The sequence below is a fragment of the Actinomadura rifamycini DSM 43936 genome, assembly GCF_000425065.1.
GTDB lineage: Bacteria > Actinomycetota > Actinomycetes > Streptosporangiales > Streptosporangiaceae > Spirillospora > Spirillospora rifamycini.
Genome location: NZ_AULB01000030.1, coordinates 70162 through 90575, shown reverse-complemented (window position 1 = coordinate 90575; position 20414 = coordinate 70162). Strand labels below are relative to the sequence as shown.

20 protein-coding genes are annotated in these 20414 nt (G+C 73.7%); 18 read left to right on the top strand and 2 right to left on the bottom strand.

Annotation, left to right across the window (positions count from 1 at the left end; all coding sequences use genetic code 11):
• Positions 1-60 precede the first annotated feature (60 nt).
• Positions 61-1143: a DivIVA domain-containing protein gene (locus H505_RS52505; RefSeq protein ID WP_051301203.1), complete on the bottom strand. Its 1083-nt coding sequence runs from the start codon at positions 1141-1143 to the stop codon at positions 61-63.
• A gap of 273 nt (positions 1144-1416) precedes the next feature.
• Here H505_RS52505 and H505_RS0126745 point away from each other — a divergent pair, with 273 nt between their 5' ends.
• The 10 genes from H505_RS0126745 to pstB all read left to right on the top strand — a co-directional run bounded on the left by H505_RS0126745 (position 1417) and on the right by pstB (position 14886).
• Entirely contained in the window at positions 1417-1944 is a 528-nt protein-coding gene (locus tag H505_RS0126745) for a gamma carbonic anhydrase family protein (protein WP_026404437.1), read from the top strand.
• A gap of 33 nt (positions 1945-1977) precedes the next feature.
• A complete protein-coding gene (locus tag H505_RS0126740) occupies positions 1978-7035 on the top strand; it encodes an AAA family ATPase (protein WP_157433142.1) in 5058 nt (1685 codons plus the stop codon).
• 163 nt (positions 7036-7198) lie between these two features.
• On the top strand, positions 7199-7393 hold the full coding sequence (locus tag H505_RS0126735) for a hypothetical protein (protein ID WP_325052979.1): 195 nt from the start codon (positions 7199-7201) through the stop codon (positions 7391-7393).
• Positions 7394-7790: 397 nt separating this feature from the next.
• Complete coding sequence (locus tag H505_RS0126730; protein WP_026404434.1) at positions 7791-8411, top strand: DUF47 domain-containing protein; 621 nt, start codon at positions 7791-7793, stop codon at positions 8409-8411.
• Positions 8408-9613 carry an inorganic phosphate transporter gene (locus H505_RS0126725; protein WP_245592636.1) on the top strand — a complete coding sequence of 402 codons (1206 nt, stop codon included), beginning with the start codon at positions 8408-8410 and terminating at the stop codon, positions 9611-9613. The genes H505_RS0126730 and H505_RS0126725 overlap by 4 nt, the downstream gene beginning before the upstream one ends.
• Before the next feature lie 91 nt (positions 9614-9704).
• Positions 9705-10580, top strand: a complete 876-nt coding sequence (gene mshD / locus H505_RS0126720) for a mycothiol synthase (protein ID WP_245592635.1) — start codon at positions 9705-9707, stop codon at positions 10578-10580.
• Positions 10581-10977: 397 nt separating this feature from the next.
• Positions 10978-12084 (top strand): phosphate ABC transporter substrate-binding protein PstS, encoded by a 1107-nt coding sequence (pstS, locus tag H505_RS0126715; protein ID WP_026404431.1) that lies wholly within the window; start codon positions 10978-10980, stop codon positions 12082-12084.
• 160 nt (positions 12085-12244) lie between these two features.
• The gene (pstC, locus tag H505_RS0126710) at positions 12245-13162 is read left to right on the top strand and encodes a phosphate ABC transporter permease subunit PstC (RefSeq protein ID WP_084550873.1); all 918 of its coding nucleotides are present in this window, start codon (positions 12245-12247) and stop codon (positions 13160-13162) included.
• Positions 13159-14070, top strand: a complete 912-nt coding sequence (gene pstA, locus H505_RS0126705; RefSeq protein WP_051301201.1) for a phosphate ABC transporter permease PstA — start codon at positions 13159-13161, stop codon at positions 14068-14070. Before pstC ends, pstA begins: the two co-directional genes overlap by 4 nt.
• A gap of 39 nt (positions 14071-14109) precedes the next feature.
• Positions 14110-14886 (top strand): phosphate ABC transporter ATP-binding protein PstB, encoded by a 777-nt coding sequence (pstB, locus tag H505_RS0126700; protein ID WP_026404428.1) that lies wholly within the window; start codon positions 14110-14112, stop codon positions 14884-14886.
• Positions 14887-14937: 51 nt separating this feature from the next.
• On the opposite strand, the gene H505_RS0126695 is transcribed toward pstB, so the two are convergent.
• A complete protein-coding gene (locus tag H505_RS0126695) occupies positions 14938-15657 on the bottom strand; it encodes a winged helix-turn-helix transcriptional regulator (RefSeq protein WP_026404427.1) in 720 nt (239 codons plus the stop codon).
• Positions 15658-15859: 202 nt separating this feature from the next.
• On the opposite strand from H505_RS0126695, the gene H505_RS0126690 reads away from it, so the two are divergent.
• From H505_RS0126690 to H505_RS0126660, 8 genes are all read left to right on the top strand, one after another.
• Positions 15860-16114: a MoaD/ThiS family protein gene (locus H505_RS0126690; RefSeq protein WP_026404426.1), complete on the top strand. Its 255-nt coding sequence runs from the start codon at positions 15860-15862 to the stop codon at positions 16112-16114.
• A gap of 79 nt (positions 16115-16193) precedes the next feature.
• On the top strand, positions 16194-16898 hold the full coding sequence (locus H505_RS0126685) for an LmeA family phospholipid-binding protein (RefSeq protein WP_026404425.1): 705 nt from the start codon (positions 16194-16196) through the stop codon (positions 16896-16898).
• Between the two features lie 28 nt (positions 16899-16926).
• Positions 16927-17445: a sigma-70 family RNA polymerase sigma factor gene (locus tag H505_RS0126680; RefSeq protein WP_026404424.1), complete on the top strand. Its 519-nt coding sequence runs from the start codon at positions 16927-16929 to the stop codon at positions 17443-17445.
• A complete protein-coding gene (locus tag H505_RS0126675; RefSeq protein WP_026404423.1) occupies positions 17442-18185 on the top strand; it encodes a zf-HC2 domain-containing protein in 744 nt (247 codons plus the stop codon). The genes H505_RS0126680 and H505_RS0126675 overlap by 4 nt, the downstream gene beginning before the upstream one ends.
• A 103-nt stretch (positions 18186-18288) precedes the next feature.
• Positions 18289-18603 carry a TlpA family protein disulfide reductase gene (locus H505_RS0126670; protein WP_026404422.1) on the top strand — a complete coding sequence of 105 codons (315 nt, stop codon included), beginning with the start codon at positions 18289-18291 and terminating at the stop codon, positions 18601-18603.
• 118 nt (positions 18604-18721) lie between these two features.
• Complete coding sequence (locus H505_RS52785; RefSeq protein WP_353819285.1) at positions 18722-18787, top strand: putative leader peptide; 66 nt, start codon at positions 18722-18724, stop codon at positions 18785-18787.
• Between the two features lie 330 nt (positions 18788-19117).
• Positions 19118-19957, top strand: a complete 840-nt coding sequence (locus tag H505_RS0126665) for a sulfurtransferase (RefSeq protein ID WP_026404421.1) — start codon at positions 19118-19120, stop codon at positions 19955-19957.
• Between the two features lie 60 nt (positions 19958-20017).
• Complete coding sequence (locus tag H505_RS0126660; protein ID WP_026404420.1) at positions 20018-20326, top strand: DUF1416 domain-containing protein; 309 nt, start codon at positions 20018-20020, stop codon at positions 20324-20326.
• Positions 20327-20414 lie beyond the last annotated feature (88 nt).

Here is a 20414-nt window from a genome sequence, read left to right as displayed (position 1 = left end):
GAAAATCCTATAGAACGCGCCGCGGTGCGCCCGGACGCCGCCGGGCGCACCGCACGCGCCTCAGGCGGGGTCGAGCGGGCCGCGCGGCTGCGGCGGCACCGGTCCGTGCCCCGCGGGGGACGGGCCGGGCTCCGCGGCCGGACGCGCGTGCTTCGCGACCGGCGGCGCGGGGACGTCGGCCGCCTCGGGCCCGGGCTTGTGCACCGCGGGCTGCGGCTTCGCGGGGGCCGACTGGGCGGCGGCCGACGGCGCGTCCGGCGCGACCGGGCCCGCCGGCGCGGGCGGCACCGGCTTGGCGGCGGCGGGCGCGGCCTCCGGCGCCGCCGGGGCGGCGGGGGCGGCCGGGGCGGCGGGCGCGGGGCGCGGCTTCGGCTCGGCGGCCGGCGCGTCGGCGGGCTTGGCCGCCTTGCCCGCGGCCGGGGCCTGCTTGCGCGGCGCGGACGACTGCTTGACGGCGTCCTCGACCATCTTCTCCAGCGGTCCCGCCTCGTTCTCGGCGGTCAGCAGCCGGTGCAGGGTCTCGCTGATCTCGGTGAGCCGCTGGAGCGCCTGCGTGTGGTTCTTGGTCAGCGCGTTGAGCCGCTGCGTGGCGCCGTCGTTGATGACCCCGGCGCGGCGCTCGGCGGTGGTGAGGGTGCGCTCCGCCTCGACCCGCGCGGTCGTCACCGTCTGCTCGGCCTCCTGCTGCGCCGACGACAGCACCCGGTCGGCCTCCTTCTCGGCCGCCCCCAGCACCTGCTCGGCCTTCTGCTGCGCGGTCGCGAGGTTCTTCTCCGCGTGCCCGCGGGCGTCGTCGAGGATCCGCTTGGACTCCTGCTCGGCGTCCTCGCGGATCTCCTCCCCCTTGGCCTCCGCCTGGGCGATCTTGTCCTGCGCCTCGTCCTCGGCGAGATTGATGATCTGCCGGAGCCGGTCGGACAGGTCGTCCCCGGTCGGCTTGCGCGCCTCGCGCAGCTCGGCCATCTCGCGGCGGATGCGTTCGGCGTCGTCCTGCGCCCGCGCCAGCCGCGCCTCGAGCTCGCGGTGCTTCTGGTGGGCACGGGCGATGTAGTCGTCGACCTGGCGGCGGTTGTAGCCGCGCATGACGATCTCGAATTGCTCGTCTTTGAGGAGATTCGGCAGGATTTCGGCTTCGTTGCTCATGATGCCTTGGGGGGTCGTTGGCGGGGGTATCACCCCGTCAGGGTCGGATGCATCCTCACCCGCCGGTGGAGCGGGCCCGCGGTGGAAACGTCAGGTTCGACTCTCGTCCGGTACCACGGGTGCGCGCAACCGGAACGCCGCTCTTGCTGCCGTTTCTTCGTCCGGGTAGGCCCGACAAACTACCTGATCTATAGGAAAATCTCGCCCCACCGCGGGCCCGTGTCGCGAGGCCGTCCACAGCCCTGTGGACGGCGCCGCCTAGCATCGGGCCCCATGAGCTACGTGGGATCACTGGGGACCGACCGTCCGGACATCCACCCGGACGCGTGGGTGGCGCCCGGCGCCGTCGTCGTCGGACGGGTGAAGCTGGGGCGCGCGGCGAACGTCTGGTACGGGTCCGTGCTGCGCGGCGACGACGAGGAGATCGTCGTCGGCGACGAATGCAACATCCAGGACCTCTGCTGCCTGCACGCCGACCCCGGCATGCCCGCCGTCCTCGAAGACCGGGTCAGCCTCGGGCACAAGGCGATGGTGCACGGCGCGCACGTCGAGACGGGCTCGCTGATCGGCATCGGCGCGATCGTCCTGAACGGCGCCCGCATCGGCGCGGGCACCCTCGTCGCCGCCGGGGCCCTCGTGCCGCCCGGCAAGACCATCCCGTCCGGGGTGCTCGTCGCGGGCACGCCCGGCAAGGTCGTCCGCGAACTCCGCGACGACGACCGGCTCGTCCTCGAGCACACACCGGACATCTACGTCCGCAAGGCGCGGCAGCACCGCACCACCGCGACCTGGATCGAGTGACCCGCCGCCGCCCGGCTGACTACGATGACGGGCGTGGTGTGGGGACCGGGCTATGGCAGTGCTCCGCCGCCCAGCCCCCTGCGGGGGTCTGATCCGTTCACGGAGGCCGAGCGCGACACGCGGGCGATGGTGGCCGCGGCATGGTGGCCGTCGGCGCCGCCGCAGCAGCGGCAGCACTCGATCGGCGGCCGCATGCTCGTGCTGCCCGACGGGACGTGGTGGCTGTTCGGCGCCTGGGCGCGCTGGTACCGGCTGCACCCGTCCGACGGGCAGTGGTACCTGTGCCCGCCGCCGCGCACCCCCGCCGTCCGGATGGCCGCGCGGCCCGCGCGGCAGGGCGGCGGGCGCGTCCCCGACCTGCCCCCGCACGTCGTCCCCGCCGGACCCGACTTCGCCTACGACCCGCCCGCCGGGCTCCCGTTCGTCGGCCGCGGCTTCGCGACCGACCTGACGTCCCGCGTCGCCGCGACCGTCCAGTCCGCCGCCGCGCTGACCGCGTCCGAGTACCCGCACTGGTGGTCGCAGTTCACGCCCGAGACGCCGTCCACCGTCGTCGCCGCGTGGGGCGTCATGCTGTGGTGCGCGCCCGCGCCCGCCTTCGACTCCCGGCTCGACGCGCAGATGCTCGACCTGTGGAAGCCCTACCGGGCGGCCCCGCTGCCCGACGTCGACGGCCCCCGCTGGCTGACCCCGCCGACCCTCGAGTCCCTCGTCGGCCTGTACGCCGAACGGCTCCGCGCGAGCCGCGTGGACGCCGCCGTCGTCGTCCTCCGCACCATGTGGGCGGTCGCGAACGCCCTGCGCGAGGACGTCCGGTTCCAGACCCGGGCCGACGCGCTGCTCGCGATCCTCGGCACGACCCTCGCGAACCCGACCGTCGACTACGACGCGCTCCCGTACGGCGACCAGGCCATCGCCCAGCAGTGGCTCACCCGCTGCCCGCCGAACCTCGTGCCCGCGCTGCGCAACGAGAGCTCGCCCGGCGACGACCTGCGGCACGTGTTCTACACGCTGTCCGAGGTCATCGCCGACCTCTCCGGCGACCCCGCCGACCCCGCCTACATCGAGCCCCGCCTCGTCGCCGCCGCGCTGCTGGCCGCCGACCTCGCCGTCGTCCGGCGCGACGTCGCGGGCTCGATCGTCCCCTGGCTGGACCCGGAGATCCGCTACACGGTGCAGGCCGTCACCGACCAGCAGGGCCACCCGCTGCGCCGGCTGTGGCCCGACGACATGCGCCTCCCCGAACCGCTCCGGTCCGCCGCCGGGTCCGGCCCCGGCGCCGAGGCCCTCCTCGCCGCCATGTACGAGGTCGACCTCGCCTGGTGCCGCCTCGGCGGCATGCCCGCGCGCCCCCGCGGCTTCCCCGTCCCCACCGCCGTCGTCGCCGGGATCATCGGCCGCAACCGGGCCCGCGCCACCGCGCAGTCGCCCACCCACACGTCCACGCCGCGCCCCGCGATGCCGCCCCCGGCGTCCGCGATGCAGAGCCAGCCCGGCCTGGCCCCCGGCGCCGCCCCGGTCCCGCCGGACCCCGCCCAGCCCGACCGCCCGTTCGTCCAGCCCCCGGCCGGACGCGCCTGGGAGGGCCCCGCGGAGGACCGCGACGACGCCGCGCCCCCGTACACCGAACTGGGCTTCGGCCCGTCCGCCGTCCCCCCGCCCGGCGGCGGCCCCGCCGCCCCCGGCGGCTGGTCGGCCCCGAACGAGAACCCGAACGTCCCGCCCCCGCACGGCGCCCGAACCCCGGCCGCCTCCGCGGCCCCCGGCCCGGACGGCCCCGGGGCCGCTTGGGTCCCGGGTGATGCGGCCGCCGCGGCGTCCGGCATGCCGGGCATCCCGCCGGGCGGCGGCGGCCCGGAGGGCCCTGGGGCCGGTTGGGCCCCCGGCGGTGCGGCCGCCGCGGCGTCCGGGGCGCCGGGCGCTGCGGCCGACGGGCCTGGAGCCGGTTGGGGCGCAAGCGATCCGGCCGCTGCCGCGTCCGGGATGCCGGGTGTTCCGCCGGGCGGTGGGGCTGACGGGCCTGGAGCCGGTTGGGGCCCGGGTGACGCGGCCGCTGCGGCGGCCGGGATGTCGGGTGCTGGAGCTGGAGGGCCCGGGGGCGGTTGGGGTGCTGGCGATCCGGCTGCTGCCGCGTCCGGGATGCCGGGCGTTGGTTCGGGCGGGCGTGGTGCTGGACGGGGCGCGAGCGGTTCGGCTGCCGCCGCGTCCGGGATGCCGCCTGCCGGGTCGGATGGGCCCGAGGGCGGTTGGGGCCCGGGTGGTCCGGCCGGTGCCGGGATGCCGGGCGCTGGGCCTGAAGGGCCCGCGGCCGGTTGGGGTCCCGGCGGCGCGGCCGCTGCCGCGTCCGGGATGCCGGGCGTTGGGCCGGACGGTGGGGCTGACGGGCCTGGGGCCGGTTGGGGCCCGGGTGACGCGGCCGCTGCGGCGTCCGGGATGCCGGGTGCTGGAGCTGGAGGGCCCGGGGGCGGTTGGGGCGCGAGCGGCGCGACTGACGGGCCCGGGGGCGGTTGGGGCGCTGGGGATCCGGCTGCTGCCGCGTCCGGGATGCCGGGTGTTGGGCCGGACGGGCGTGGTGCTGGGCAGGGCGCGAGCGGCGCGGCTGACGGGCCTGCGGGCGGTTGGGGCGCGAGCGGTGCGGCGGCTGCGGCGGCCGGGGGGCCGGCCGGTGGGGACGTCGGGAGTGCGGGGGACGGGCCGGGGGAGGCGGCAGCACCGCCGTACACCGAGTTGGGCTTCCAGCCGTCCGGTGCGGCGATGCCGGGACCGGGGGCGCAGCCTCCGCCGCCGGGGCCGGGACGGCCGGGTGGGGCCGCAGGCGGGCCGCAGGGGCCCGGGTGGCCCGGGGAGGACGCGGCCGCGGTGCGGAGCGCGCAGCCTCCGCCTCCGGGGCCCGGTGGGCCGTCCGGGCCGGGCGGCGCGGGTGCGGCGCAGGGGCCCGCGTGGCCCGGGGAGGACGCGGCGGGGGACGAGTCGGCCGCGCCGCCTTACACGGAGTTGGGGTTCCGGCCGTCCGGTGCGGCCGCGGGGCGGCACCCGTGGCCCGGGGAGGAGCCGGCGGGCGCGCAGCCGCCGCCGGGGACCGGGTGGCCCGGAGAGGACCAGGACGCCCCGCGCGGCGGGCCCGCGGGCTCGGCGGCCCCGGGCATCGGGTGGCCCGGTGAGGACGACGCGAACGCCGCGCCGTACGCGGGGTACGGCCAGGCGGTCCCGCCGGGCGGGTTCGATCCGCGCTCGACCCGGGTGGAGGGCGGGCCCGGTGCGCCGGGACGGCCGCCGGGGACGCGGGTGCTCGGACCCGGCGGCATGGACGACGAGGCCACGGCGCCCGACGCGAGTGGCCCGGGCACGCGGGTCATGTCGGAGACGATGGTCGGGAACTTCGACTTCCTGGACGACACGCCGTCCCCCGAGACGCCCGTCCACGAGATCCCGCCGCCGCGCGATCGGAGCGAGCGGCGGGCGATGGAGCGGTTCGGCATCGCGTACGTGTCGGGCGGCCACGACACGGCGGTGCTGCTCGACGAGCTGCGGCAGCAGGCGGTGGAGCTGACGGCGCCCGCGGGCGCGGGCTTCGAGGAGACCCGGGTGGACGGGGCGCCGAGCTCGATCCGGTCGGGCACGCCGGGCGTGCTGCTGGTGGGGGCTCCGCACTCGGGGCAGCGGCGGCTCGCCCGGTTGATCGCGCTGACGCTGCGCGACGGCGGGATCGGGGACGGGACGGTCCGGGCGCACGACGCCGAGGACGTGCGGGACGCGCCGGACGAGCGGCTCGGGCGGCTCCTCGCGGAGCCGGGGCCGGTGATCCTGTTCGAGCGGCTCGGCGCGGCGATCACCGAGGCGGCGGATCCGCACGCGGCGGCGGGGGCGGTGCGGCGGGCCCGCCGGGACCCGGTGAACACGACGCCGGTGGTGGCGACGTGCGAGCCCCGCGCGTACAAGCGGCTGCTGCAGGACCACCCCAAGCTGGTGCAGGCGTTCCGCGTGCACCGGATGCCGGACTTCGCGGACGTCGACAACCGGATGACGCTGCTGCACCTGCTCGCGGAGGAGCGGCGGGTGACGGTCGGGGCGGAGGCGCTCGAGCGGGCGCGGGCCGACCTGGAGCGGCTGCGCGGGCCGGGGGACCTCGTGAACGCGCGGCTCGTCGAGACGTACCTGGATCAGGCGTGCCGGCGGAACATGCAGCGGGCGGGGGCGTCGCACGACCGGCTCGTCCTGACGCCGGACGACCTGGAGGGGGTCGCGGAGGGCATCGAGCCGGCGCTGCGGCCGCCGGGCGACATCGGCGTCCACCTGGCGCGGCTGGACGAGCTGACGGGCCTCGCGGACGTGAAGGCGGCGGTGCGGGAGCTCGCGGAGGAGGCGCAGGTCGCGGCGGACCGGGAGCGGCACGGGGTGCCGACGCCGGGCGCGCGGAACCTGCTGTTCACGGGGCCGTCCGGGACGGGCAAGACGACGGTCGCGGGCCTGCTCGGCGGCATCTACGCGGCGCTGGGCCGGCTCGGGTCGGGGCATGTGGTGGGGTGCCGTCCGGTGCATCTGGCGGGACGGGACGACGCGGACGTGCGGCGCCGCGTGACCGGGATGGTGGAGCAGGCGCTCGGGGGCGTGCTGCTGATCCAGGAGGCGCACCTGCTGGGGCGGTCCCCGGCGGTGGTGCGGGAGCTGCTGCGGGAGATGGCGGAGCGGCGCGGCCGGTTCCTGGTGGTGTGCTCGGGGCCGAAGGACGAGACGGAGCGGTTCCTGGCGGGCCATCCGGCGTTCCGCGCGGAGTTCGGCCGGACGCTGGAGTTCACCGGGATGGGCGACCGCGACCTGATGCGGCTGTTCCAGTCGTACGCCGAACGCGACCTGTACATGCTCGACGAGGAGCTGAAGGTCGAGGTGCTGACGCGGCTGGAGCGGATGCGGGACGACCCGGCGTTCGCCTACGCCCGGACGGTGCGGGCGCTGTTCGAGCAGACGGTGGCGCGGCAGGCGGCGCGGCTGGCGGGCGCGGACGTGAACGCGGCGACGGTGTCGCGGCTGACCGCGCGGGACCTGCCGGAGTCGCCGCTGGAGCAGATGATGGGCGACTTCCGGAACGGCTGAGCGGGGCGGCGCCGCGAGTTCGCGGCGGGCGGCGCGCATCATGCGGGGGTCACCCGGGAAGACCACCGGGGGGAGTGGCCCGCGAATGGCCCTCTTGGGTCATGTGCGTCGCGGGGCCATCCGCGTAGCCTCGAACGCGGGGTGCGGGGAACGAAACCGGGAGGTGGACGCGGTGCGCCGGCACGACCTCGATCTGCGCGTCCACGACCGCGTTGCGCTGGACGAGATCGAACTCTATGCCGAGATGCTGAGCGCGGTGGCGGCGGCGAAGGAGCCGCTGACCAACGCCGAGATCGACATGGTGCTCGGGCTGGGTCCCGGCGACGCCGGTCGTCGCGAGCTGACACCGCAGGATTAGCCGAACAACGGTCCGTGACCGGGGACGCCCGCGAGGGGCGCCCCCGGTCTCTTTTTTCGGCGTCCGGCACGCCCGCCGCACCGGACCGCGCGCGCCTGGCCCGCGGGCCGTCCGGGGCGCCGTCCGCCACGGCCGGACGGGCGTGCCGCCGGGGGAGCGAGCGGCGGCTGTAACCAATGTCACCTCGGCGTTCGCGGGGGACGGCCGCAGGGACGCAGATGCGTCCGGCGGGCCACACCCTTCAGGGCATCCCGGCAAGTATGCGACTCACCGCCTAGGGCAGTCTTATAGGGAAGAGGGTTGGGGAACATCAGCCGAAGCTGGGGCAAAGGTTCTTTTTACGGCTGGTTGCGCCTACGATCCTCTGCGGACTGTTCCGGCACATCAGGAGAACGACGTGCGCTTGCGTCTCACGCCGCGTGAGGACAGCTTCTACGACATGTTCGCCGACTCGGCGAACAACCTGGTCACCGGTGCCAGGCTGCTCGTGGAGCTCATCAGCGACGGCGCCGACCGGCCGGCGATCGCGGAGAAGATGCGCGCATGCGAGCACGCGTGCGACGAGTCGACTCACGCCATCATGCGCCGGCTCAACGAAACGTTCATCACCCCCTTCGACCGGGAGGACATCTACCGGCTGGCTTCCACGCTCGACGACGTGATGGACGAGATGGAAGAAGCCGCGGACCTCGTCGTGCTCTACAAGATCGACGAGTTCCCCAAGGAGATCGTCCACATGGTCGAGGTCCTGGAGCGCGCCGCCGAGCTCACCGCGGAGGCGATGCCGCGGCTGCGGTCGATGAAGGAGCTCAACGAGTACTGGATCGAGATCAACCGGCTGGAGAACCAGGGCGACCAGGTCTACCGCAAGCTGCTGGCGCACCTGTTCAACAACGGCGGTCACGACACGCTCATGGTCATGAAGATGAAGCAGGTCATCGACCGGCTCGAGGAGGCGGCGGACGCCTTCGAGCACGTCGCCAACACGGTCGAGACCATCGCGGTCAAGGAATCATGAGCACTGCGGAGGAGCCGCCCGGCAGGGGCGGCGACACCGGCCGGGACGTCGGGGGGAAGGTCGGCGCGGTCCTGACCGAGCCGACGCCGCCGAGCGGCGAGCCGTCGCTGGCGGAGCAGGCGCGGCGGGGGCCGGACCGGTTCTGGCCGCTGCTCGGCATCGGGCTGCTCGCCGTGATCATCTCGGGCGCGGTGGGCCTCCAGTCGGAGGCGCAGACGGCCGTCCTCATCGTGGTCGTGGTCATCGCGCTGGTCTTCGACTACACCAACGGGTTCCACGACGCGGCCAACGCGATCGCCACCTCGGTGTCGACGCGGGCGCTGACGCCGCGCGCCGCGCTGCTGATGGCGGCCGTCATGAACCTGGTCGGCGCGCTGCTCGGCGTCGAGGTCGCCAAGACCGTCAGCGAGGTGATCACCCCGCCGACGGGCCTGCACGGCCTGACGGTCGTCGCCGCGGGCGTGCTGGGCGCGATCACCTGGAACATGATCACCTGGTACTTCGGGCTGCCGTCGTCGTCCTCGCACGCGCTGATCGGCGGCGTGGTCGGCGCGGGCGTCGCGTCGGCGTCCGCGGTCAGCTGGAGCACGGTCGTGGACAAGGTCGCGCTCCCGATGGTGATCTCCCCGGTGGCGGGGTTCGGGCTGACCTACCTGGTGATGGTCGCGATCCTGTGGATCTTCCGGCGGTCCAACCCGGGGCGGCTCGGGCGCCGGTTCCGCATCGCGCAGTCGCTGTCGGCGGCGTCCATGGCGCTCGGGCACGGCCTCCAGGACGCGCAGAAGACGATGGGCATCATCGTCCTCGCGCTGGTCACCACCGGGCACTCGGACGGGCAGAGCGTCCCGCTGTGGGTCATCCTGGCCTGTGCGGGGGCGCTGTCGCTCGGCACGTACGCGGGCGGCTGGCGGATCATGCGGACGCTGGGCCGCAAGGTGATCGAGCTGGACCCGCCCAAGGGGTTCGCCGCGGAATCGACCGCGTCGGTGATCCTCTACGCGACCGCCTACATCTGGCACGCTCCAATCTCGACGACGCACACCATCACGTCCTGCATCATGGGTGCGGGCGCCACGAAGCGGCTGTCGGCCGTCCGGTGGGGCGTGGCCGGGAACATCGTCACGGCGTGGATCCTGACGATGCCGGCGGCGGCCCTGGTGGCGGCCGTCGTGTACTGGATCGTGCACCTGTTCGGTGCCTGACCGGTGCCCGGGCGTCCGGTGCGATCTCCCGGCCGGTCCGCCGCCCGGTGCGGAGGACGGCGGGCCGGCTCGGGGCGAATAGGGTGAGGGCGTGAGTGGACTGCGGGCGCGCGCGACGCTGGGGACGGACGAGATCGCCGGGGCGCTGGCGGTCGCCGAGGCGGCCGCCGCGGCCGACGGGGTCGGCGCGCTGTCGGAGCACTCGGAGCTCGCCCTGAAGGCCGGACGTCCCGGCCTGCTCGCCGTCGAGGACGGCGCGGTCGTCGGCTACGCCCGGTTCGACCCGGCGGACGGCGGCGAGCCCGCGTCCGGCGAGCTCGTCGTCCACCCCGGCCACCGGCGCCGCGGCCACGGGCGGGCGCTGCTGCGCGCCCTGGCGGTGGAGGCGGGCGGCCCGCTGCGGGTGTGGGCGCACGGCGACCTGCCGGCCGCGGCCGCGCTCGCCCGCGCCGAAGGGCTCGACCGGGTCCGCGCCCTGTTCCAGATGCGGCGCCCCGCGGCCGACCCCCTCCCCGCCGTCGCGGCCGCCGAGGGCGTCGCGCTGCGCGCGTTCCGTCCCGGCGAGGACGAGGACGCGTGGCTGCGGGTGAACGCCCGCGCGTTCGCCGACCACCCCGAGCAGGGCGCCTGGACGATCGAGGACGTGCGCGACCGCGAGGCCGAGGCGTGGTTCGACCCCGCGGGCTTCTTCCTGGCCGAGCGGGACGGCCGGCTCGTCGGCTTCCACTGGACGAAGGTGCACCCCGGCGGCATCGGCGAGGTGTACGTCGTGGGCGTCGACCCCGACGCGCAGGGCCTCGGCCTCGGCCGCACGCTGACGCTGGCGGGCCTGCACCACCTGCGCGGCCTGGGCCTCGACCAGCTGATGCTGTACGTCGACGAGTCGAACACCGCGGCCGTCCGGCTGTACGAGTCCCTCGGCTTCACGCGGTACGCCGTCGACGTCATGTACGCCACCGCCGCCTGACCGGCTCTCGGCGGCCCTCCCGCCCCGCTGCGGGCGTCCCTGCCTTCCGCCCCGGGCACTTCCCGCCCCGGGAGCGTCGCGACCGAATTCCGTAGCCATACCCGGTTTCATGCCGGATGACCCTCTCGCGTGGCCCTCGCGATGGCGCATGCCCAAGAGTCCTTTACTGGACCGTGGGTGTTCTGAGCAGCGCTGTTAACCGGAACGCCATCACGAATCGGGGCATTCTTCGCAACCGTGCCCGGCGTCGTTCATCGTCCGTTCACCCGGAGCGGGGCGGCTGGTCACCTCGCCTGCCTACCTTCAAATCCGACGGTGACCCCCCGCCCCCGGCCGGCCCACCAGGGCGCCGACCGGGGAAGCCCGCCCTGACGAAGAATCAAGAGGAGACCCTCCGGTGAAGAACGGTTCCCGACTTGCCGCACTGAGCGGCGTGGTCGTCGCGGGGGCGCTTGCCCTGTCCGCCTGCGGGAGCGATGCCAACGAGACCGAAGCCTCGGCCAACGCCCCGGCCGCCGGCTCGATCGAGTGCGCCGAGGGCAGCATCAACGCCGCCGGCTCGAGCGCGCAGAAGAACGCCGTCGAGGAGTGGTCCAAGGCGTTCGCCGCCGCGTGCCCCGGCGCCACCCTGAACTACAACCCGACCGGGTCCGGCGCCGGCATCCAGGCGTTCACCGAGGGCCAGGTGTCCTTCGCCGGCTCCGACTCCGCCCTGGACGAGGAGGAGAAGGCCGCCGCGCAGCAGCGCTGCGAGGGCGGCCCCGCGCTGAACCTGCCGATGGTCGTCGGCCCGGTGGCGATCCCCTACAACCTCGACGGCGTCGACGGCCTCAAGCTCGACTCCCCGACCCTCGCGAAGATCTTCGCGGGCGAGATCACCAAGTGGAACGCTCCGGAGATCGCCGAGCAGAACGAGGGCGTCACCCTGCCCGACACCGACATCAAGCCGGTGTACCGCTCGGACGAGTCCGGCACGACCGACAACTTCACCGACTACCTGAAGGCCACCGCGGGCGACGTCTGGAAGTGGGAGCCCGCCAAGAAGTGGCCGAACAGCACCGGCCAGGGTGCCAACAAGTCCGACGGCGTCACCCAGCTGGTGAAGAGCACGCCCGGGAGCATCTCGTACGTCGAGTACTCCTACGCCAAGAACAACTCCCTCAACACCGTCTCGGTGAAGAACGGCGCCGGTGAGTACACCGAGCTGACCCCCGACAGCGCCTCCAAGGGCGTCGCGGGCGCCAAGGTCGTCGGCACCGGCAACGACGTTGAGCTCGAGATCGACTACACCGCCAAGGAGGCCGGGGCCTACCCGATCGTCCTGGTGACGTACGAGGTCGCCTGCGAGAAGGGCCTGCCCGCCGAGCAGGCCGAGTTCGTCAAGTCCTTCCTGACCTACACGTCCAGCGCGGACGGTCAGAAGATCCTCACCGACATCGGCTACGCCCCGCTTCCGCAGACCGTGCTGACCAAGGTCCAGGCGTCCGTGAAGGCCCTGTCCTGACGGCAGCCCGACCGACCAGCAGCCCCGCCGCCGAGGTACTCGGCGGCGGGGCCGGTCCGCGTTCGGCCGACGACGTGATCTTCAAGGAGGAGTCCCCGTGACCAGCGACACCGGCGTCCAGGCGCACGCCGCCGCGAAGGAGCGCGGCCTCGCCCGCGCGATGAGCACCGGCCGGGCCGGAGACAAGATCTTCGTCTCCGCGGCCCGCGGCTCCGGCCTCACCGTGCTGGCGATCGTCGCCGCCATCGCCGTCTTCCTCATCTGGAAGGCCGTCCCCGCGCTCCAGGAGAACGAGGCGAGCTTCCTCACCAGCGAGGAATGGAACCCCAACGCGAACCCGCCCGAGTTCGGCATCGCGCAGCTCGCCTTCGGCACGATCATGTCGTCGCTGATCGCGATGGTCATCGCGACGCCGGTCGCGATCGGCATCGCGCTGTTCATCTCGTTCTACGCGCCGCGGCGGCTGGCGTCCGGGCTCGGCTACATCGTCGACCTGCTCGCGGCCGTGCCCAGCATCGTCTACGGGCTCTGGGGCCTGATCTTCCTGTCCGAGTACATGGACGACGCCGGCGAGTTCTTCAGCACCCTGCTCGGCTGGATCCCGCTGTTCTCCACCGACAGCCCCGGCAAGAACTCGATGTTCGCCGCCGGAGTCGTCCTCGCGATCATGATCCTGCCGATCATCTCCTCCATCTCCCGCGAGGTGTTCCTGCAGGTCCCGCAGGCGCACGTGGAGGCGTCCCTCGCGCTCGGCGCCACCCGCTGGGAGATGATCCGCATGTCGGTGCTGCCGTACGGCCGCTCCGGCATGATCGGCGCCTCCATGCTCGGCCTCGGCCGCGCGCTCGGCGAGACGATCGCCGTCGCGATGGTCCTGACCTTCGTGCCCGGCATCAACTGGAGCATCCTCGAGAACGGCGGCAACACCTTCGCCGCCAACATCGCCAACAGCTTCGCCGAGGCCACCGAGACCGGCCGCGGCGCCCTCGTCGCCTCCGGCCTCGTGCTGTTCGTGATCACGCTGCTCGTCAACATGGCCGCCCGCGCGGTCGTCGCGCGCCGCAAGGAGTTCGTGTGACCTCCCCCTCGCTCACCAAGCCGTCCGGCCCGTCCGGCCCGTCCCTCACGTCGGTGTCGGCGTCCCGGAAGATCAAGGACCGGACCGTCCAGGGGCTCGTCTACCTGGCGTTCGCGCTGGCGGTCATCCCGCTGGTGTCGGTCCTGTGGACGGTCGTCGTCAACGGCCTCGAACGGCTCGACCCGACGTTCTTCCAGTTCTCGATGAACGCGGTCAGCGGCATCGACGAGGGCGGCGGCGCCTACCACGCCATCGTCGGCACCCTCATGCAGGTCGGCATCACCACCCTGATCGCCGTGCCGATCTCCGTCCTCACCGCCATCTACCTGGTGGAGTACGCCGGCAACGGGCGCCTCGGCAAGGTCGTCAGCTTCTTCGTCGACGTCATGATCGGCATCCCGTCGATCGTCGCGGGCCTGTTCGTCCTGGCGCTGTGGCTGCTCACCTTCGGCTTCGAGTACTCCGGCTTCGCCGGCTCCCTCGCCCTGGTGATCCTGATGATCCCGACCGTCACGCGGTCCGCCGAGGAGATGCTCAAGCTCGTCCCGAACGACCTGCGCGAGGCGTCCTACGCCCTCGGCGTCCCGCGGTGGCGCACGATCCTGTTCGTCATCCTGCCGACGGCCATGAACGGCATCGTCACCGGCGTCATGCTCGCCGTCGCCCGCGTCATGGGCGAGACCGCGCCGCTCCTCCTCACGATCTTCTTCACGAAGGCGATCAACAACAACCCGTTCGACGGCCCCCAGGGCTCGCTGCCCACCTTCATCTGGGAGCAGGCCGGCGACCCGAACCAGAACTCGCTGGACCGCGCCTGGACCGGCGCGCTCGTCCTGATCGGCCTGATCATGCTGCTGAACCTGGTGGCGCGGCTGATCGCCCGGCGCCGTTCCCCCGCCGGCCGCTGACCCGACCTCCGGCACGACCCCGATAGGAGCACCTGACCCATGGCCAAGCGGATCGAAGTCTCCGGGCTGCACGCCTACTACGGCGGCGTCCACGCCATCGAGGACATCTCGATGACGGTCGAGCCGCGCTCGGTGACCGCGTTCATCGGGCCGTCGGGCTGCGGCAAGTCCACTTTCCTGCGCACCCTCAACCGGATGCACGAGGTCATCCCCGGCGCCCGCGTCGAGGGCAAGGTCATGCTGGACGACGAGGACCTCTACGACTCGTCCGTCGACCCCGTCGCCGTCCGCCGCGTCGTCGGCATGGTGTTCCAGCGGCCCAACCCGTTCCCCACCATGTCGATCTACGACAACGTCGCCGCGGGCCTGAAGCTCAACGGCGTCCGCCGCAAGAGCCGCCTCGACGAGATCGTCGAGGAGTCCCTGCAGGGCGCCAACCTGTGGAACGAGGTCAAGGACCGGCTGGGCAAGCCCGGCGCCGGCCTCTCCGGCGGCCAGCAGCAGCGCCTGTGCATCGCCCGCGCCATCGCCGTGCAGCCGCAGGTCCTGCTGATGGACGAGCCGTGCTCGGCCCTCGACCCCATCTCGACCCTCGCGATCGAGGACCTCATCGCCAAGCTGAAGTCCCAGTACACGATCGTGATCGTCACCCACAACATGCAGCAGGCCGCCCGCGTCAGCGACCGCACGGCGTTCTTCAACATCGCCGGGACCGGCCGGCCCGGCAAGCTCATCGAGATCGACGACACCAGCAAGATCTTCACGAACCCGGAGCAGAAGGCCACCGAGGACTACATCACCGGCCGCTTCGGCTGACCCGCCCCGCGGCCCGTCCGTCCGGTCAGGCGGGCGGGACGGGCGGCCGGGTCAGGTCCGGGCGGGGGCCTTCTCCTCGGCTTCGCCGCCCGGCCGCTCGTCGGGGACGAAGCGGTAGCCGACGTTGCGGACGGTGCCGATGAGGGCCTCGTACTCGGCGCCGAGCTTCGCGCGGAGGCGGCGGACGTGGACGTCGACCGTGCGGGTGCCGCCGAAGTAGTCGTAGCCCCAGACCTCCTGGAGGAGCTGGGCGCGGGTGAAGACGCGGCCCGGGTGCTGCGCGAGGTACTTCAGGAGCTCGAACTCCTTGAAGGTGAGGTCGAGGATGCGGCCGCGCAGGCGGGCCGTGTAGGTGGCCTCGTCGATCGTGAGGTCGCCGTTGCGGATCTCGCCGGGGTCCTCCTCGGCGTCGGCGGACGCCGCGGCGCGGCCGACGGCGAGGCGGAGGCGCGCCTCGACCTCGGCGGGGCCGGCGGTCTGCAGGAGCAGGTCGTCCAGTCCCCACTCGGGGCTGAGGGCGGCGAGCCCGCCCTCGGTGACGATGCCCAGCAGGGGGCTGTCGAGGCCGGTGGTGCGCAGCAGGCGGCACAGGCTCTTGGCCTGGGCGAGGTCGCGGCGCGCGTCCACCAGGACGATGTCGGCGGGCGGCGCGTCGATGAGCGCGGACGCCTCCGCGGGGGCGACCCTCACCGAGTGCAGCAGCAGGCCCAGCGCGGGCAGCACCTCGTCGGACGGTTCCAGTGCGTTGGTCAGCAAGAGCAGACTGCTCAATGCCGCCTCCTCGTCTTGAAACAGACGTGGGACCCAGGCTGCTCACTCCCGCCCGCCCCGGCACGGCCGACGCGCGCGAGACGAGGCCATGCAGGGTGTTCGGGTGAACTCCCCGGCCTCGTTGCCCGGATCCCTGCGTTGAGCATATCCGAGTCGGCCCCGCCCGTCCCGGGCCGGGGGAGGCGGGTGGGATCCTGGGGGCATGGCGAAGGGGACGATCCGGTACTGGGCGGCGGCGAAGGCGGCGGCGGGCCGCGCCGAGGAGCCGTACGACGCCGGGACGCTGGCGGAGGCGCTCGCGGCGGCGTCCGCCGGGCGGGACGGGGAGTTCGCGCGGGTGGTCGCGCGGAGTTCGTTCCTCGTGGACGGCGACCCGGTCGGGACGCGCGAGCACGAGGCGGTGGAGCTCCCGGAGGGCGGGGTCGTGGAGGTCCTGCCGCCGTTCGCCGGGGGCTGATGTCACTCCGTGGAGCGACTCGGGCGGCTCGCCGGGGCGGTTAAGGTGTGGCGATCGCGCGGCCGTCCGGAGGAGAGACATGCGCAAGGCACTCGTGGTTCTGCTCGTCCTGGTGGTGGGAGGGCTGATCGCCGCCGACCGGATCGGGGTGCGCGTCGCGCAGGGCGAGATCGCGCGGCAGGTCGCGGCCCAGGAGGGGCTCGCGCGGCAGCCGGACGTGTCGATCCACGGGTTCCCGTTCCTGACGCAGGCGGTCGGCGGCGAGTACGACCACATCGAGGTCCTGATCGGGGACTACACCGAGCAGGACGTGACGCTCTCGGGCGTCCGGGTCGACATGCGGGGCGTCCGGGCGCCGCTGTCGGAGATCGCGAACGGCAACACCGCGAACGTGACGGCCCGGACGGCGACCGCGTCGGCGGTCGTGCCGTACTCGGTGATCGAGGAGCGGGCGCCGAAGGAGGTCGAGGGGCTCGCGCCGAAGGGCGACGACCTGGAGGTCGACCTCGCGGGCGCCGTGATGGGGGTCCGGTTGTCGGGCAAGGCGGTCGTGTCGCTGGAGGCGACGGACCAGGGCATCGCGGTGACGCCGGTGTCGGTCGCGCCGGACGGCGGCCCGCAGATCCCGCTGGCGCTGGTGAAGCGGCAGCTCACCTGGTCGGTTCCGGTCACCGACCTGCCGGTCGGGTCGCGGATCAGCCGGATCGAGCCGACGGCGGACGGGCTTCGCGTGTCGGCGACCGCGCGGAACGTCCAGTTGAGCGATCTGGAGAACGTGCGCTGACGGTGAACCGTTCCGGCGCGGCGTACGTGTGAGTGGCGTGGGCCCCACTGCGGACGAGGGACTGTTGCGCGCCCTCTACAGCGAGCACGGCGGACCCCTGCTCGGCTACGTGCTGCGGCTGACGGGCGGGGACCGGACGCACGCCGAGGACATCGTGCAGGAGACGCTGCTGCGGGCGTGGCGGCATCCCGAGGCGCTCGCGGGGCGGCCCGTCCGCCCGTGGCTGTTCACCGTCGCCCGGAACCTGGTGGTGGACGCGCACCGGGCCAGGCGCGCGCGGCCGCAGGAGACGGACATGGACGAGCAGGCCATGACGGCCGGGACGGACGACATCGACCGGGCGCTGGAGTCGTGGACGGTCGCGGAGGCGCTCGCGCAGCTCAGCCCGAGCCACCGGGCGGTGCTCGTCGAGACGTACTACCGGGGGCGGTCGGTGGCGGAGGCCGCCGACGTGCTCGGCATCCCGCCCGGAACGGTGAAGTCCCGGACGTACTACGCGCTGCGTGCGCTGAAGCTGGCGCTGGAGGAGAGGGGGCTGGCGCCATGACCGATCCCTGCACGGACGTGCGCGCCGCCCTCGGCGTGTACGTCGTCGGCGCCATCGACCCCGCGGAGCGGGCCCGGGTGGACGCGCACCTGGCCGGCTGCCCGGCCTGCCGGGACGAGCTGGCCGGGCTCGCCGGCCTGCCCGCGCTGCTCGGCCGGGTCGACGAGGAGCAACTCACCCGGGTCGCCGGGCCGCCGCCGGAACTGCTGGACGCGCTGCTGGCGCGGGCCGCCGAGCAGCGGCGCGGGCCGCTGCGCCGCCCCCGCCCGCGGCGGGACCGGTCGCGCCTGCGGCGGTGGGCGCCGGTCGCCGCGGCGGCCTGCCTGACGCTCGCGGTCGGGGGCCTCGCCGGCGGGCTGATCACCGCGGCGGGCGGCGGGCCCGGGACGGCCGCCGCACCGCCCGCGACGTCCGCGCCGCCCGCGCCCACGCAGGTGGTCACCGCGGAGCGCATCGCGGCGGCGAACGACGCGACGGGCGTCCGGGGCTACGTGCTCCTGTACGAGCGCACCTGGGGCACCGAGGTAGAACTGCACCTGTCGGGGCTGGAGCGGGGCGCGCGCTGCCGCCTCCAGGTGATCGCCCGGGACGGCCGCAAGGACGCCCTCGGGAGCTGGTACGTGCCCTACGACGACGGGTACGGCGAGTACCGCGGCTCGACGATGTTCCCGCGCGGCGAGCTGTCGTCGTTCGAGATCGTCGGGCTCGACGGCGGTTCGGTGCTGACCATCCCGATGTGAGCCCCGCCGGGACGGAAGCGCCGGCGGCGACCAACGGGACGGCCGCAGGAAGACGCGGCCGTCCCGCGCGGTTGTACCGGACGGCGGCGATGGGAGGGATCACGTGGCGGACGTGCTCGGACCGGACGATCTGGGCGCCGACCTCGGCGAGCGCGCGACGCTCGTCCAGTTCTCCAGCGCCTTCTGCGCGCCGTGCCGCGCCACCCGGCGGGTCCTCGGCGACGTGGCCCGCATGGTGGACGGCGTCGCGCACGTCGAGATCGACGCGGAGGCGAACCTGCCGCTCGTCCGGCAACTGGACGTCACCGGCACGCCGACCGTGCTGGTGCTGGACGCCGCCGGGCGCGTCGTGCGGCGGGCCGCCGGGGCGCCCCGCAAGGCCGACGTGATCGCGGCTCTCGGCGCGGCCGTCCGCTGAGGGGACACTCTCGTGACCAGCCCTAAGACGAATGTCACTGTCTCGCAACGCGAGACGGATGTGACACCACGTGGATTGTCGGCTTACCATCGTGTCCGTGCGTGACCGAACAGAGCAGATGCTCACGAAGCGCCGCGCGGTCGACTTCTGCCGCGTGGCCGCCTCGCTCTGTCGCATGGCCTGAGGCATCGAGCCCGACCGTTCCGAGCACTTTCCCGCTATTCAGCTCGTACGCACGCCTCCCCGCCTGGAGCACCCCGATGCAGGTCGACCCGTGTGGGCCGCGCCCCGGCGCGTCCGCCCCGGAGTCCCGTGTCGCCCCCCGCTCCGTCCCGGCGGGTTCGGCCGGTCGCGCGACGGGGACCATCCGGCTCACGAACATCCGGCTCGGTACCGATGCCGCCGCCCGTGCGATGCGCGAGCACCGCCCCGCGCCGCGTCGCGGGGGCTGCGCGAAGTATCCGCTGATCCGACAATTCACCGCGAAGATTCGCTCCGACAGGGAGGTTCCCGCATGAGCCGCGCCGACGTTCTGGTGGACGCCAGCTGGGTCGAAGAGCACCTGGACGACCCCGGCCTCGTCCTGGTCGAGGTCGACGAGGACGTGTCCGCCTACGACAAGGGCCACATCCGTGGCGCCGTGAAGATCGACTGGAAGACCGAGCTGCAGGACCCGGTCCGCCGCGACTTCGTCGACAAGACCGGCTTCGAGGAGCTGCTCTCGTCCAAGGGCATCGCCAACGACGACCTGGTCATCCTGTACGGCGGCAACAACAACTGGTTCGCCGCCTACGCCTACTGGTACTTCAAGCTGTACGGCCACCAGAAGGTGCAGCTGCTCGACGGCGGCCGCAAGAAGTGGGAGCTCGACTCCCGCGAGCTGGTCACCGACGTGCCGTCCCGCCCGAAGACCGACTACAAGGCGCAGGACCAGGACCTGTCGATCCGCGCGTTCCGCGACGAGGTCGTCGACGCCATCGGCACCCAGAACCTGATCGACGTCCGGTCCCCGGACGAGTTCAGCGGCAAGCTGCTCGCTCCCGCGCACCTTCCGCAGGAGCAGGCGCAGCGCGCCGGGCACGTCCCGACCGCCCGCAGCATCCCGTGGTCGAAGGCCGCCAACGACGACGGCACGTTCAAGTCCGACGAGGAGCTCCGGCAGCTCTACACCGAGGCCGGCGTCGACCTGAACAAGGACACCATCGCCTACTGCCGCATCGGTGAGCGCTCGTCGCACACCTGGTTCGCCCTGCGCGAGCTGCTCGGCCTGGAGAACGTCAAGAACTACGACGGCTCCTGGACCGAGTACGGCTCGCTCGTCGGCGTCCCGGTCGAGCTGGGCGAGCCCAAGTAACCGTCCGCCGTCCGCCGCCCGGCGGAGCAGATTTTCCGTGCACACGGAGATGGAGGAACAATGACCCAGGGTTGCGCAGCGCCCGCTCAGACGGCGCATCTGCCCGCGACCGTCGACCTGACCAACGAGGCCGTCATCCAGGGCACCGTCACGCGTGACGGCGCGCCCGTGTCCAGCGCCTACGCCCGCCTGCTCGACGCCACCGGCGAGTTCACCGCCGAGGTCGTCACCGGCGACGAGGGCGTGTTCCGCTTCTTCGCGGCCGACGGCGACTGGACGGTCCGCGTCCTCGCCGCGGGCGGTGTGAGCGTCGACAACACCGTCACCGCCAAGACCGGTGAGGTCGCCGCGCTCGAGGTCGCCATCTGACCCGAGCGGACGCGACGTCCGCACGGACCCCGCCGTCCCGCCCAGCGCGGACGGCGGGGTCCGCCGTTTCCGGCCGAGCGCACTCCCT